This is a genomic window from Micromonospora mangrovicola, assembly GCF_047200535.1.
In the GTDB taxonomy this organism is placed as follows: Bacteria; Actinomycetota; Actinomycetes; order Mycobacteriales; family Micromonosporaceae; genus Micromonospora.
This window is the reverse complement of record NZ_JBJZOG010000028.1, coordinates 1-13,931: the sequence shown is the minus strand read 5'-3', so window position 1 is coordinate 13,931 and position 13,931 is coordinate 1. Positions and strand designations below refer to the sequence as shown.

The 13,931-nt window shown below is 71.7% G+C and carries 16 protein-coding genes; 7 read left to right on the top strand and 9 right to left on the bottom strand.

The features are described from left to right. Window positions 1-3 precede the first annotated feature (3 nt). The 3 genes from pafA to rfbA all read right to left on the bottom strand — a co-directional run bounded on the left by pafA (window position 4) and on the right by rfbA (window position 2,932). Window positions 4-1,362 (bottom strand): Pup--protein ligase, encoded by a 1,359-nt coding sequence (pafA, locus tag ACL02O_RS13930; protein WP_302764030.1) that lies wholly within the window; start codon window positions 1,360-1,362, stop codon window positions 4-6. Between the two features lie 68 nt (window positions 1,363-1,430). Beyond that, window positions 1,431-2,054: a dTDP-4-dehydrorhamnose 3,5-epimerase family protein gene (locus ACL02O_RS13925; protein WP_412818469.1), complete on the bottom strand. Its 624-nt coding sequence runs from the start codon at window positions 2,052-2,054 to the stop codon at window positions 1,431-1,433. Beyond that, the gene (gene rfbA, locus ACL02O_RS13920) at window positions 2,051-2,932 is read right to left on the bottom strand and encodes a glucose-1-phosphate thymidylyltransferase RfbA (RefSeq protein WP_412818468.1); all 882 of its coding nucleotides are present in this window, start codon (window positions 2,930-2,932) and stop codon (window positions 2,051-2,053) included. Before rfbA ends, ACL02O_RS13925 begins: the two co-directional genes overlap by 4 nt. A gap of 89 nt (window positions 2,933-3,021) precedes the next feature. Here rfbA and rfbB point away from each other — a divergent pair, with 89 nt between their 5' ends. The 6 genes from rfbB to ACL02O_RS13890 are packed head-to-tail and all read left to right on the top strand — an operon-like array spanning window position 3,022 to window position 8,316. Continuing rightward, window positions 3,022-4,023, top strand: a complete 1,002-nt coding sequence (gene rfbB / locus ACL02O_RS13915) for a dTDP-glucose 4,6-dehydratase (protein ID WP_412818467.1) — start codon at window positions 3,022-3,024, stop codon at window positions 4,021-4,023. Beyond that, a complete protein-coding gene (gene rfbD, locus ACL02O_RS13910) occupies window positions 4,020-4,907 on the top strand; it encodes a dTDP-4-dehydrorhamnose reductase (protein WP_412818466.1) in 888 nt (295 codons plus the stop codon). Before rfbB ends, rfbD begins: the two co-directional genes overlap by 4 nt. Beyond that, window positions 4,904-5,290 (top strand): DUF2304 domain-containing protein, encoded by a 387-nt coding sequence (locus tag ACL02O_RS13905; RefSeq protein WP_412818465.1) that lies wholly within the window; start codon window positions 4,904-4,906, stop codon window positions 5,288-5,290. Before rfbD ends, ACL02O_RS13905 begins: the two co-directional genes overlap by 4 nt. Beyond that, entirely contained in the window at window positions 5,283-5,984 is a 702-nt protein-coding gene (locus ACL02O_RS13900) for a glycosyltransferase family 2 protein (protein ID WP_412818464.1), read from the top strand. The genes ACL02O_RS13905 and ACL02O_RS13900 overlap by 8 nt, the downstream gene beginning before the upstream one ends. Then, the gene (locus tag ACL02O_RS13895) at window positions 5,984-7,291 is read left to right on the top strand and encodes a lipopolysaccharide biosynthesis protein (RefSeq protein ID WP_412818463.1); all 1,308 of its coding nucleotides are present in this window, start codon (window positions 5,984-5,986) and stop codon (window positions 7,289-7,291) included. The genes ACL02O_RS13900 and ACL02O_RS13895 overlap by 1 nt, the downstream gene beginning before the upstream one ends. Beyond that, window positions 7,288-8,316: a glycosyltransferase family 2 protein gene (locus ACL02O_RS13890; protein WP_412818462.1), complete on the top strand. Its 1,029-nt coding sequence runs from the start codon at window positions 7,288-7,290 to the stop codon at window positions 8,314-8,316. Before ACL02O_RS13895 ends, ACL02O_RS13890 begins: the two co-directional genes overlap by 4 nt. 120 nt (window positions 8,317-8,436) lie before the next feature. On the opposite strand, the gene prcA is transcribed toward ACL02O_RS13890, so the two are convergent. The 6 genes from prcA to ACL02O_RS13860 all read right to left on the bottom strand — a co-directional run bounded on the left by prcA (window position 8,437) and on the right by ACL02O_RS13860 (window position 13,169). After that, entirely contained in the window at window positions 8,437-9,279 is an 843-nt protein-coding gene (gene prcA / locus ACL02O_RS13885; RefSeq protein ID WP_412818461.1) for a proteasome subunit alpha, read from the bottom strand. A 62-nt stretch (window positions 9,280-9,341) separates the two neighbouring features. Then, window positions 9,342-10,181 (bottom strand): proteasome subunit beta, encoded by an 840-nt coding sequence (gene prcB / locus ACL02O_RS13880; RefSeq protein WP_412818460.1) that lies wholly within the window; start codon window positions 10,179-10,181, stop codon window positions 9,342-9,344. Then, window positions 10,100-10,609 carry an endonuclease VII domain-containing protein gene (locus tag ACL02O_RS13875; protein WP_412818523.1) on the bottom strand — a complete coding sequence of 170 codons (510 nt, stop codon included), beginning with the start codon at window positions 10,607-10,609 and terminating at the stop codon, window positions 10,100-10,102. The genes prcB and ACL02O_RS13875 overlap by 82 nt, the downstream gene beginning before the upstream one ends. Window positions 10,610-10,708: 99 nt before the next feature. Next, window positions 10,709-10,915, bottom strand: a complete 207-nt coding sequence (locus ACL02O_RS13870; RefSeq protein WP_073836803.1) for a ubiquitin-like protein Pup — start codon at window positions 10,913-10,915, stop codon at window positions 10,709-10,711. A 116-nt stretch (window positions 10,916-11,031) separates the two neighbouring features. After that, window positions 11,032-12,549 carry a depupylase/deamidase Dop gene (gene dop, locus ACL02O_RS13865; protein ID WP_412818459.1) on the bottom strand — a complete coding sequence of 506 codons (1,518 nt, stop codon included), beginning with the start codon at window positions 12,547-12,549 and terminating at the stop codon, window positions 11,032-11,034. Window positions 12,550-12,767: 218 nt separating this feature from the next. Continuing rightward, a complete protein-coding gene (locus tag ACL02O_RS13860) occupies window positions 12,768-13,169 on the bottom strand; it encodes a winged helix-turn-helix transcriptional regulator (RefSeq protein ID WP_412818458.1) in 402 nt (133 codons plus the stop codon). Between the two features lie 77 nt (window positions 13,170-13,246). Between ACL02O_RS13860 and ACL02O_RS13855 the strand changes: the two genes are divergently transcribed. Further along, window positions 13,247-13,756, top strand: a complete 510-nt coding sequence (locus ACL02O_RS13855; protein ID WP_412818457.1) for a zinc-binding dehydrogenase — start codon at window positions 13,247-13,249, stop codon at window positions 13,754-13,756. Window positions 13,757-13,931: the final 175 nt, after the last annotated feature.

The following is a 13,931-nucleotide window of genomic DNA, read 5'->3' as shown; positions in this document are numbered from 1 at the left end:
CCGTCACATGCTGGCGATCAGCCGCTCCACCCGCTCGTCGTACGCCCGGAACGGGTCCTTGCACAGCACCGTGCGCTGCGCCTGGTCGTTCAGCTTCAGGTGTACCCAGTCGACCGTGAAGTCCCGCCGCTTCTCCTGCGCATGCCGAATGAACTCGCCGCGCAGCCGCGCCCGGGTGGTCTGCGGCGGCGTCTCCTTCGCCTCGAAGATCTCCGGGTCGGTCGCCACCCGGTCCACCTCGCCGCGCCGCTCCAGCAACCCGTACAGGCCCCGGCCGCGCCGCAGGTCGTGGTACGCCAGGTCCATCTGCGCCACCCGCGGGTGCGACAGCGGCAGGTCGTGCTTGCGCTGGTACCGCTCGATCAGCTTCAGCTTCGTCACCCAGTCGATCTCCCGGGCCACCGGGTCCAGGTCACCGGTCTCCACCGCCCGCAGCACCCGCGCCCACAGGTCCACCACCCGCTTCGCGGTCTGGTCACCGCCCCGGCGCTCCACGAACTCCGTCGCCTTGGCCAGGTACTCCTGCTGGATCTCCAGCGCCGAGACCTCCTTGCCGGAGGCCAGGCGGACCTTGCGCCGGCCCGTGATGTCGTGCGACACCTCGCGGATCGCCCGGATCGGGTTCTCCAGCGTCAGGTCCCGCATCACCACCCCGGCCTCGATCATTCGCAGCACGATGTCGGCGGTGCCGACCTTCAGCAACGTGGTGACCTCGTTCATGTTCGAGTCGCCGACGATCACGTGCAGCCGGCGGTAGCGCTCCGCGTCCGCGTGCGGCTCGTCCCGGGTGTTGATGATCGGCCGGCTCCGGGTGGTCGCCGAGGAGACGCCCTCCCAGATGTGCTCGGCCCGCTGCGACAGGCAGTAGACCGCCCCGCGCGGCGTCTGCAGCACCTTCCCCGCACCGCAGATCAGCTGCCGGGTCACCAGGAACGGGATCAGCACGTCCGCCAGTCGGCCGAACTCCCCGTGCCGGGACACCAGGTAGTTCTCGTGGCACCCGTACGAGTTGCCGGCCGAGTCGGTGTTGTTCTTGAACAGGTAGATCTCACCCGCGATGCCCTCGTCGTGCAGCCGCTTCTCCGCGTCGACGAGCAGCCCCTCCAGGATCCGCTCCCCCGCACGGTCGTGCGCGACCAGATCGGTGACCGAGTCGCACTCCGGCGTCGCGTACTCCGGGTGCGAGCCCACGTCCAGGTAGAGCCGGGCCCCGTTGCGCAGGAACACATTGCTCGACCGGCCCCACGACACCACTCGCCGGAACAGGTACCGGGCGACCTCGTCGGGGGACAGTCGGCGCTGCCCGCGGTAAGTGCAGGTGACGCCGTACTCGGTTTCGAGGCCGAAGATTCGCCGCTCCATGATGTGACATTAGCCGCCCGGAGGCCCCGTGCGTCAGTGTCGCGGCACTCCTCGCGTGCCGCGGTCGATCACCGTCCGTCCGGCTCCGCCCGGCCGTCCGGCCGCAGGCCGGCGACGAACGCCTGGCAGGCGCCGTACCGCGGCAGCAGACCGGACTCGCGGGCCTGGGCGAGGCTCGGCGCGGCGGCGTCCCGGGCGGAGAGCTGCGGCGCCTCGGCCGGCCACTCGATGGCCAGCTCCGGGTCCAGGGGGTGCACGGTGTGCTCCCCGGTCGGGTTGTAGGTGGTCGAGCAGAGGTAGGTGAGGGTGGCGTCGTCGGTCAGCGCGCAGAAGCCGTGTCCCAGGCCCTCGCTGATGTAGACGGCACGCCGGTCCACGTCGTCCAGCCGGACGGCCTCCCAGCGGCCGAACGTCGGCGAGCCGAGCCGGATGTCCACGATCACGTCGACGACGGCCCCGCGTACGCAGGTGACGTACTTGGCCTGGCCGGGCGGCACGTCGGCGAAGTGGATGCCGCGCACCACGCCCCGGGAGGAGACCGAGAGGTTGCCCTGGGCCAGCCGCAGCGGGTGGCCGACCGCCTCGGCCAGCTTGTCGAAGCGGTACCACTCCATGAACATTCCGCGGGGGTCGCCGTGCTGCTGGGGGGTGATCTCCCAGGCGCCCTCGATGCCCAGTTCCCGGATCTTCATCGGCCCACCTCGTCCTGGGCGGCCAGCAGACCGAGCAGGTAGTCGCCGTATCCGCTCTTGGTCAGCGGTTCGGCGAGCGCCCGCAGCTGCTCGTCGTCGATCAGGCCGGCCCGCCAGGCGACCTCCTCGATGCAGCCGATCTTCATGCCCTGGCGTTCCTCGATGACCCGGACGAACTCGGCGGCCTGCATCATCGAGGTGAAGGTGCCGGTGTCCAGCCAGGCGGTGCCCCGGTCGAGCACCGTCACAGAGAGCTCGCCCCACTCGCGGTAGGTTTCGTTGACCGCGGTGATCTCGAGTTCGCCGCGGGCGCTGGGGGTGAGCTTGCGGGCGATGTCGACCACCCGGTTGTCGTAGAAGTAGAGGCCGGGCACGGCGTAGCGGGACTTCGGCTTGTCCGGCTTCTCCTCGATCGACAGCACGCGGCCCTCGTCGTCGAAGTCGACCACCCCGTACTCCTGCGGGTTGGCCACCGGGTACGCGAACACCCGGCCACCGACCGGGTCGCCGTGGCCGGCGAGCTGGCGGCCGAGGCCGACGCCGTGGAAGATGTTGTCGCCGAGGATCAGCGCCACCGACTCGTCGCCGATGAAGTCCGCGCCCAGCACGAACGCCTGCGCGATGCCCTCCGGGCGGGCCTGGGTGACGTACTCCAGCCGCAGGCCCCACTGGCTGCCGTCACCCAGCAGCCGCTGGAACTGGGCCTGGTCCTCCGGCGTCGTGATGATCAGGATCTCCCGCACGCCGGACATCACCAGCGTCGACAGCGGGTAGTAGACCATCGGCTTGTCGAAGATCGGCATCAGCTGCTTGGAGACCGCCCGGGTGATCGGCCAGAGCCGGGACCCGGTGCCACCAGCGAGAAGGATTCCACGCACCCGGGGAGACTACCTGCACCGCCGCGAACCGGACACCGGGGTCGGCGGCCACCCGGCTGCCCTGGCTCTTCGCGTACACTTCCGGACCCGTGAGGATTCTTGTCACCGGCGGGGCCGGATTCATCGGGTCGGAGTACGTCCGGATGCTGCTGGGCGTGCCCGGCGGCGACGCCGCCGGGGTGCCGGCCATCGAACCCGCCTCGGTCACGGTGCTCGACAAGCTCACCTACTCCGGCAACCTGAGCAACCTCGCCCCGGTGCGCGCTGACCAGCGGCTGCGCTTCGTGCAGGGTGACATCTGCGACCCGACCGTCGTCGACGACGTCGTGGCCGGTCAAGACGTGATCGTGCACTTCGCCGCCGAGTCGCACGTCGACCGCTCCATCGCCGGCGCGGCGCCGTTCGTCACCACCAACGTGCTCGGCACCCAGACCCTGCTCGACGCCGCGCTGCGGCACGGCACGCAGCGCTTCGTGCACGTCTCCACCGACGAGGTGTACGGCTCCATCGACGAGGGCTCCTGGACCGAGACCTGGCCGCTGGCGCCGAACTCCCCGTACTCGGCCTCCAAGGCCGGCTCCGACCTGCTGGCCCTGGCCTACCACCGCACCCACGGCATGGACGTGGTGGTCACCCGCTGCTCCAACAACTACGGGCCGTACCAGTTCCCGGAGAAGGTCATCCCACTGTTCGCCACCAACCTGCTCGACGGCGGCACCGTTCCGCTCTACGGCGACGGCGGCAACATCCGCGACTGGCTGCACGTGCACGACCACTGCCGGGGCATCGCCATGGTCCAGGAGAAGGGCCGCGCCGGCGAGGTCTACAACATCGGCGGCGGCACCGAGCTGACCAACAAGGAGCTCACCGGCCGGCTGCTGGAGGCCTGCGACGCCGGGTGGGACCGGGTCGTCCCGGTCGCCGACCGCAAGGGCCACGACCGCCGCTACTCGCTGGACATCAGCAAGATCAGCGCCGAGCTGGGCTACACCCCGAGCATCGACCTCGACCGGGGCCTCGCCCAGACCGTGCAGTGGTACCGGGACAACCGGGCCTGGTGGGAGCCGCTGAAGGCGAACAAGAGCGCATGACCCGGGTCCTCGTCACCGGCGCCGGGGGCATGCTGGGGCAGGACCTGCTGGCCGTCCTGCGCTCCCGGGACGACCTCACGGTGACCGCCGCCACCCGGGCCACCCTCGACATCACCGACGCCGAGGCCGTCCGCGCCGCCGTCACCGGCCACGACGTGGTGTTCAACACGGCGGCGTGGACCGACGTCGACGGCGCGGAGCAGGCCGAGGCGACCGCGACCGCGGTCAACGGCGACGGGGTGGCCCACCTCGCCCGGGCCTGCGCCGACACCGGCGCGCGGCTGCTCCACGTCTCCACCGACTACGTCTTCCCCGGCGACGCCGGCACCCCGTACCCGGAGGACGCGCCGACCGACCCGGTCAACGCGTACGGGCGCAGCAAGCTCGCCGGGGAACGGGCCGTTGTCCGATTTCTCCCCGATACCGGCTACGTGGTGCGGACCGCCTGGCTCTACGGCGCGCACGGGCCCAACTTCGTGGCCACCATGCTGCGGCTGGCCGAGCAGCGGGAGACCCTCGACGTGGTCGACGACCAGCAGGGGCAGCCGACCTGGTCGTACGCCCTCGGCACCCGGCTGGTCGCGCTCGCCGACGCGGCGCTGGCCGGACGGGCGCCCGCTGGGATCTACCACGGCACCTGCTCCGGCCGCACCACCTGGTACGGGCTGGCCCGGGCGGTGTTCACCCTCGCCGGGCTCGACCCGGACCGGATCCGGCCCACCACCAGTGACCGGTTTCCGCGTCCGGCCGCACGACCGGCGTACAGTGTGCTAGGGCACGACCGCTGGGCCGCGGCGCGGCTGGAACCGCTGCCGGACTGGCACGAGACGCTTTCCGACGCCTTCTCCTCCCCCACTCCGCCCGCCCCGTGGAAGGTCGCATGAAGCTCACCCTCGTCACCGGCCTGACCGGCCTGATCTTGCTGGCCACCATCGTCGAACTGTTGCGCCGCCGGCAGCTCCGCGAGAAGTACGGCATGCTCTGGCTCGCGGTCCTGCTGATCGTGATCCCGTTGTCACTCTTCCCCCGCCTGCTCGACAACGTGGCCGGCTTCTTCGGGGTCGTCTCCGGCGTCAGCCTCGTGCTCTTCCTCGGCATCGTCTTCCTGCTTCTGGTCTGCGTGCACCTCAGCTGGGAGGTCAGCGCACTGGAGGAGGAGACCCGCACCCTGGCGGAGGACTTCGCCCTGCTCCGCGCGGAGATCGACGCGGAGCGGGCGGCCCGGACCGAATCGGCACGAGACGAACTGGCTTCCCACCATGGTTAACGGCAAGCGGGTCCTGATCATCATCCCCGCGCTCAACGAGTCCGGCTCGATCGCCGACGTGGTCGGCGAGGTCCGGGGCGAACTGCCCGGCGTCGACGTGCTGGTCGTGGACGACGGCTCCGCCGACCGCACCGCGGCGGTGGCCGCCGCCGCCGGTGCCCGGGTCGCGAAGCTGCCCTACAACCTCGGCGTCGGCGGGGCCATGCGGCTCGGCTACCGGTACGCCCGGGACCACGGCTACGACGTCGCCATCCAGATCGACGCCGACGGTCAGCACGACCCCCGCTACGTGCCGAAGCTGGTCGACCTGCTCGACGACAACGACCTCGTCATCGGCGCCCGCTTCGCCGGCGAGGGCGACTACACGGTCCGCGGCCCCCGCCGTTGGGCCATGGTCATGCTCTCCCAGGTGCTGTCGCGGGTCGCCCGGACCCGGCTCACCGACACCACCTCCGGCTTCCGGGCCGCCAACCGCCGGGTCATCGAGATGTTCGCCGGCTGGTACCCGGCCGAGTACCTCGGCGACACGGTCGAGACCCTGGTGCACACCGCCCGGCGGGGCTACAAGATCCGCCAGGTCCCGGTGGCGATGCGCAAGCGGATGGCCGGCACCCCCAGCCACTCCCCCGCAAAGGCCATGATCTACCTGGGTCGCGCCTTCGCGGTGCTGACGCTGGCGCTGATCCGCCGGTGATGCGGCGGCTGCTCCGGCTCGTCCCGCCCGGCACCCTCGCCGTGGGTGCCGGGCTGGCCGTGCTCGGCCTGGCCTCGTACGTCCACCTCGCGGTGGCCGGCCACAGCCTCAGCGAGGCCGACTACTCCTCCCTGTCGGTGCTCTGGTCGATCGTGTTCACCCTCGGCATCGGCGTGTTCCTCCCCGTCGAGCAGGAGATCGCCCGGGTCGTCGCCGCCCGCCGCACGCAGGGGCAGCCGCCGGGGCCGGTGCTGGCCCGCGGCGCCGCCCTCGCCGGTGGCACGCTCGCGCTGATGGCGGTGGTCGTCCTCGCCGTGTACCGGCCGCTGGCCGACGGGCTCTTCGCCGGCGACGGCGCGATGGTCTGGACGCTCCTCGGCTCCCTCGCCGCCATGGCGATCGCGTACTCCACCCGGGGCGTCCTCTCCGGCCTGCAACTCTTCCCCTGGTACGGCGGCCAGCTCGCCGTCGACGGCGGGCTGCGCATCGCCCTGGTCGCCGCGCTCGGCCTCGCCGGCGTCACCTCCCCGCTCTGGTACGGCGCGGTCCTCGTGATCGCCCCGCTCGGCGGCGTCCTGCTCACCCTCCCCCCGGTGCTGCGGGCCGTCGGCGGCGGCACGCCCGTCGCCTGGTCCGCCCTGGTACGCGGCCTCGGCCTGCTCACCGTGTCCAGCCTGCTCTCCCAGGTCGTGGTGAACATCGGCGTGATCAACGTACGACTGCTCGACCCGGACGACGTGGCCACCGCCGGGGCGTTGCTCTCCGCGCTGGTCCTGGTCCGCGTCCCGCTGTTCGTCTTCGCCTCGCTGCAGGCGTCCCTGCTTCCCGGCCTGGCCACCTCGGCCGCCACCGGCGACCTGCCCGGCTTCCACAACCTGCTGCGCCGCGCGCTCGGCATCGTCACCGCGCTCGGCGTGCTCGGGGGTCTCGGCGCCGTGGCGCTCGGCCCCTGGCTGGTCGGCGTTCTCTTCGACGCCTCCGACGTCCTCGGCTTCGGCGACTTCGCCTGGCTCTCCGCCGCCACCCTCGCCTACCTGTGGGCGATGGTGCTCGGCCAGGCCCTGCTCGCCCTCAACCGGCACCGCGGCCAGGCGCTCGGCTGGACCGTCGGCGTCGCCGCCCTGGTCGCCGTCACCCTCGTCCCGGTGTCGGTCGCCCTCCGCGTCGAGCTGGCCTACACCGTCGGCTCGGTGGTCGTCGCCGCCACCATGGCGTTGCTGCTGCGCGGCAGCGCCCGTCCCGCGCCCACCCCGACCCGGCCCCTCGACGACGCCGTGGCCACTGGAGTATCCGGAGGCACCCGATGATCCGCCCGCAGGTTTCCGCGGTGATCCTCGCGTACGGGGCAGAGCCGTACCTGGTCGACGCCGCCCGCGCCGTCCTGGACAGCACCGACGTCGAGGTCGAGCTGATCGTCGTCGACAACGGCTGCACCGGGGACGGCGTCGACATCGTCAAGGGCTTCCCCGGCGTCCGGGTCGTCCGCCCCGAGGAGAACACCGGCTACTCCGGCGGCTGCCGGGTCGGCGCCACCGAGGCGACCGGCGAGTGGCTGGCCTTCGTCAACTCCGACGCGATCGTCGCCCCCGACGCGATCGCCAAGGTCGTCGCCGTCGCGGGTGAGCCCAATGTCGGCGCGGCGATGGCCTCGATCCGCCTCGCCGACCAACCGGACGTCATCAACACCTCCGGCAACCCCCTGCACTTCACCGGGCTCTCCTGGGCCGGCGGCAACGGCGAGCCGGCCAGCGCCCACGCCGCCCGCACGGTGGTCCCCTCGCTCAGCGGCTGCTGCTTCGTGATCAACCGACGGCGGTGGCAGGAACTCGACGGGTTCGCCGCCGAGTACTTCGCCTACCACGAGGACACCGAGCTCAGCCTGCGCCTGTGGCAGCGTGGCCTGCGGCTGGAGTACGTGCCGGACGCCGTCGTGCGGCACCACTACGAGTTCTCCCGCAACGCCCTCAAGCTCTACCTGGTCGAGCGCAACCGCCTGGTCACCCTGCTCACCGCCTACGAGACCCGCACCCTGGTGGTGCTCGCGCCCGTCCTGCTGCTCACCGAGGCGGCCATGCTGGCCGCCGCGCTCGGCGGCGGCTGGATCCGGCAGAAGGTCAAGGGCTGGGGCTGGCTCTGGACCAACCGCGCCTGGCTGCGGTCCCGCCGCCGGCAGCTGCAGGCCGAGCGGATCGTCCCCGACGGCGTCATCGCGGAGCTGATGACCGCCAGGATCGCCCCGTCGAACGTCGGCTCGCCGCCCGGCACCGGCATCTTCAACGCCGTCGCCGCCGGTTACTGGTCACTGGCCAAGCCCCTGCTGCGCAGGCACTGACCGCCGCTCGCCGCCGACCGGCCCTCCCCGGTGGGCGAGCTGGGCTCACCGCGGCCGGCCGGGACGGGCCCGGGAACAAGCCGGGGCCGGGATCACCCGGCCCCGGTCGGTCCGCGGCGACTACGCCTCGGGCTGCTCGGGCTGCTCACCCTGCTGGCCCTCCAGGTCGGCCGAGCCCGCCGACGTGGTCGGCTTCTTCGCCTCCTCGGCGGGCACCGTCGGGGTCTTCGCCCGCCCTGGTGCCGGCGCGGTGTCCGCGGCCGCGTCCCCGTCCAGCAGCGCCGTCAGGGCCGCCCCGGTCACCCGGCGGAACGTCCGCCCCACCCGGCGCCGGTCCAGGACCGCGACCTCCAGCTGGTTGGCGGCGATGGCACGGCTCGCGCCGCCCTCCCCGCCCACGCTGCTCAGCGCCTTTACCGCGGCCCGGACCGCCTCCGACAGCGACATGTCCGGCCGGTGCTCGTTCTTGAGCACCCCGGTGATCGCCTCGGCCTGACCGCCCATCGCCATCCGGCCCGGCTCGTCGTTGACCGAACCGTCGTAGGTCAGCCGGTAGAGCGAGTCGTCATCCGGCGTCGCGCCCACCTCGGCCACGCAGATCTCCACCTCGAAGGGCTTCGACTGCTCGGTGAAGATCGCGCCCAGCGTCTGCGCGAACGCGTTGGCCAGGGCCAGACCGGTCACGTCCCGGCGGTCGTAGCTCAGGCCGTTCAGGTCGGCCATTCGCACCCCGGCACGGCGCAGGTTCTCGAACTCGTTGTACCGCCCGACGGCGGCGAAGCCGATCCGGTCGTAGATCTCACTGACCTTGTGCAGGGTGCTGGAGAGGTTCTCCGCGACGAAGAGCACCCCGCCCTCATAACTCAGGACCACCGCGCTGCGCCCCCGAGCGATGCCCTTGCGGGCCAGCTCGGAGCGGTCGCGCATGATCTGCTCGGGCGAGGCGTAGAACTGCATGGCCACGGCGGCGGTTCTCCTTCGGGCGCTGTGCTGCGGACTGCTGACGGGTCAGGTGGGGAGCGGGCTCAGCCGCCGGGGTTCTCCATCCGGCCGGCCACGACGCTCTCCGCGATCGCGGCCGTCTCGGCGTCGGTGAGCCGGTGGGTGCCCTCCGCCGTCGCGGTCATCACCACCGGGTAGATCCTGCGGGTCAGGTCCGGGCCGCCGGTCGCGGTGTCGTCGTCGGCCGCGTCGTACAGCGCTTCGACGGCGAGCCGTACCGCGTCGTCGATCGACAGGCCCGTGCGGAACCGCTTCTTCAGCGCCGACTTGGCGAACAGCGACCCGGAGCCGATCGCGTCGTAGCCGGTCTCCTCGTACGGGCCACCGGTGACGTCGAAGCTGAAGATCCGGCCGGCCCGCGCCGGGTCGCCGGCCGCCAGGTCGAACCCGGCGAAGAGCGGGATCACCGCGAGGCCCTGCATGGCCGCGCCGAGGTTGCCCCGGATCATCGAGGCGAGCCGGTTGGCCTTGCCGTCGAGCGAGAGCATCGCGCCCTCGATCTTCTCGTAGTGCTCCAGCTCCACCTGGAACAGTCGCATCATCTCGATGCCGATACCCGCGGTGCCCGCGATGCCGACCAGCGAGTACGCGTCGGCCGGGTGCACCTTCTCGATGTCCCGCTGGGCGATCAGGTTGCCCATGGTGGCGCGCCGGTCGCCGGCCATCACCACGCCACCGGCGGCCGAGATGGCCACGATGGTCGTCGCGTGCGGCGCCAGCTCGGCGGCCATGCCGGGCGGCAACGGCCGCCGGCCGGGCAGCATCTCGGGGGCGACCTTGGTCAGGAACGCCGTGAAGGAGGACGTCCCCGCATTGGTGAACACATCTGGTAGACGCCCGGATGGATCAAAACCCACTGCCACGTGGTTCCTCTCAGGTACGTGATCGCCCTGGCCCGCCTCGCGGGACTGTCCCGAAACCGGCCAAGACCACCGTTGCAGTTGAAGCAGAGTATCCCGCGCACCCATCCGGTGCGATGATCGTGGTCCACATGTTCCGGATCGGGATCACCGCAGAGCGCGCTGCTTGGTCGCTCCGGTCGCTGGTCATGACAGGGCGTGCCGTACGTGGCACAGCCCGAGCTGTCGGAGCGGTTGCGCGGGAAGTCGGCCACGGGCTCGACAGTTCCACAGTCGGCGCAGAAGCGATGCCCTTCCGGGACTTCCCGGGCCGGCTCCACATCACGGTCGTACCGCTTCTTGGTCCGCTTGACGTGGCCGGTCCTGGAGGGCGCGTTGAGGCTCGGCCTGCAGTAGCCGCCGCGACCGCTGGGACGTTTGCTGCTCGCCATGAATTCTTCGAGCGGCTTCCATTCCCCGCAGTCGCGGCAACGACGTCGGCCGTCCTGGTCAGTCAAGGGAAGCCGCATGCCCGTTCCGCGCCGGTATGTCTACTGACCGCCCTTTTGTACGTAACCGCGCACGAACTCCTCCGCGTTCTCCTCCAGGACGGAGTCGATCTCGTCGAGCAGGTCGTCGACGTCCTCGGTGATCTCGGCGTGCCGCTCCGCAACCTCCGGGTTGGCCTGCGCGGTGACCTCCTCGACCTCCTCGTGCGACTTGCCGGACTGGGTCTGCCCGCCTTCTTGCGTCGCCATGGTGGTGCCTCCTCCACGATCGCCTGCGATCAACTTACCTCGCTCCGGCGACGAAATGCCCGTCGCGCGCCGGGTTCCTCGGCGCGCGACGGGCATGGCGGTACGCGGCGACCCGATCAGCCGCCGGTCAGCATCTCCAGCAGGTCCTTCGCGCTCTCACAGCGGTCGAAGAGCTCGCCGACGTGCTTGCGGGTCCCCCGCTCGGGTTCCATCATCGGCACCCGGACCAGCGACTCCCGGCCCACGTCGAAGATGACCGAGTCCCAGCTCGCGGCGACCACCTCAGAGGCGTACTGGGCCAGGCAGCGGCCGCGGAAGTAGGCCCGGGTGTCCTCCGGCGGCTCGGTCATCGCGGTGCGGGTCTGCTCGTCGGTGAGCAGGGTCTTCATCGAGCCGCGCTGGACCAGCCGGTGGTAGAGCCCCTTCTCCGGCCGCACGTCGGAGTACTGCAGGTCGACCAGCTGGAGCTTGTGCGCGCCCCAGCCCAGCTTCTCCCGCTCCCGGTAGCCCTCCAGCAGCCGCAGCTTGGCCACCCAGTCCAGCTCGTCAGCGCAGAGAAAGGCGTCCCGGCCGAGCCGGTCGAGCACGCTCTCCCAACGGTCGAGCACGTCCGCGGTCTGCGCGTCCACGTCGTCGCCGTACCGGTCGTCCACGAAGGACCGGACCCGTTCCAGGTAGGCCCACTGCACGTCCAGGGCGGTGAGCTTACGGCCGTCGCGCAGCCGCATCAGGTGCTTGAGCCCCGGGTCGTGGCTGACCGCGCGCAACTCGCTGACCGGGTCGGCGATGCCGAGGTCGGGGCCGAGCGCCTTCTCCTCGATCATGGTGAGGATCAGCGCGGTGGTGCCCACCTTGAGGTAGGTGGAGACCTCCGAGAGGTTGGCGTCACCGATGATGACGTGCAGCCGGCGGTATTTGTCGGCATCCGCGTGCGGCTCGTCGCGAGTATTGATGATCGGCCGCTTGAGGGTCGTCTCCAGGCCCACCTCGACCTCGAAGAAGTCGGCCCGCTGGGAGATCTGGAAGCCGGTCTGGCCGCCGTCCTGGCCGATCCCGACCCGGCCGGCGCCGCAGACCACCTGCCGGGTGACGAAGAACGGCGTCAGGTACGCGACGATGTCGGCGAACGGAGTCTGTCGCCGCATCAGGTAGTTCTCGTGGGCGCCGTAGCTGGCGCCCTTGTTGTCGGTGTTGTTCTTGTAGAGGTGGATCGGGTGCGTCCCCGGGATGGTGGCGGCCCGGCGGGACGCCTCGGCCATCACCCGCTCGCCGGCCTTGTCCCAGCGCACCACGTCGAGCGGGTTGGTCACCTCGGGTGTGGAGTACTCCGGGTGGGCGTGGTCGACGTAGAGCCGGGCGCCGTTGGTGAGTATGACGTTGGCCAGCCCGAGATCCTCGTCGGCGAGCGCCTCGGCCGGGTCGTACGCGGCCCCGGAGTAGGTGAAGCCGCGGGCGTCGCGCAGCGGCGACTCCTCCTCGTAGTCCCAGCGCGCCCGGCCACCCCGGTTCAGTTCGGGCCGCGCTCCGTAGGCGTTGACCACCTGCGAGGAGGTGACCATCGGGTTGGCCCCGGCCTGGCCGGGCACGGAGATGCCGTACTCGACCTCGGTGCCCATGATCCGTCTTACGCTCATCGACCTGCCCGCTCCGCTCGCCCGTCCCGGTCCCCCGTCACGTCGAGCGTAGTCGTCGTTACCGGGGAAGGGGGCACGCCGGCCCAGCGTGCCGTGGTGTCGCCGGCGGGGCACGCGGTGGCACGCACGCCGGCGCAGGTCACCCCGGCGGCCCTTCGCCGGTCGCTGCGGGCCCGGCTGGCGAGGACGGTCGAGGTCGCGGCCCGCGGCGGCCGGCCCTAACGCTGGTCGGCGTCGTGCCGGGCGCGGGCACGGTGGACCTCCTCGATGTGCGTCTCGGCCCAGTCCTTGATGGCCCGCTGGACGGGCAGGAGGCTGATGCCCAGCACGGTGAGCTGGTAGTCCACGCGCACCGGGACGGACGCGGTGACCGAACGCGTCACCAGCCCGTCGCGTTCGAGTTTCCGCAGCGTCTGGGTGAGCATCTTCTGGCTCGCGCCGGCGATCGTGCGGGACAGTTCGCTGTAGCGCCGGGGCCCGTCGGCGAGCGCGCTGATCAGCAGCGTCACCCACTTGTCGCTGAGGGTGGCGAGGAGTTCATGTCCCGGGCATTCGGCGAGGTTGGCGTCGTACTCGCGGCGCCGCATCTCGCGGCGCTGCGCGGCGGCCATCGCCGGCATCGGGTGCCTCCCGGGTTCGCTACGTACTCGCAGGTGCCTTCTTTCCTGCGGAGAGTAGCGCTCCTACCGTTCGTGGCATGCGAGCTGTGATCGTCCGTCAGTTCGGCGGCCCGGAAGTCCTGGAAGTCGCCGAGGTACCCGTTCCCGATCCCGGGCCGGGCCAGGTACGCGTCCGCGTGGCCGCCGCGTCCGTCAACCGCATCGATGTCTCGACCCGCAACGGCGCGTTGACCCAGGCGGGGCTCCTCGCCCCGGCGGCCGTGGTGTGGCTCGGCTGGGACGTCGCTGGCGAGGTCGACGTGGTCGGCGCCGCCGGCGCCGGGGTCGCCGCCCACGAGGCGGTGCGCGGTGGCGGCACCTTCGTCGCCCTGGTCGCCCCGTTCGCGCCGCCGCCCCTGCGGGCCACCCGGGTGATCGTGTCGGAGGTGTTCGCCGACGGGGCCCGACTCGCCGAACTGTCCGCGCTCGTCGACGCCGGTCGGATCAGCCCGCGGGTGGCGGACAGCCTGCCGCTCGCCGAGGTGGCGCAGGCCCACCGCCGGCTGGTCGCCGGAGGTACGCGGGGCCGCCTGGTACTCGTGCCGTGAGCCCCGCCGCCTGCCCCGGCACGGCTGGCTGACCGACCCGATGCGACCACGGTCGTCGACGGGACGACCGCGTCCCCCGACGTACCCAGCTCGGGCCCTTCGCCCGCCGGGCGACTGCCCGGGAATCGGCCCGCCATGAACCCGAACGGGCCCGGGGGGGGGGGGGGGGGGGGGG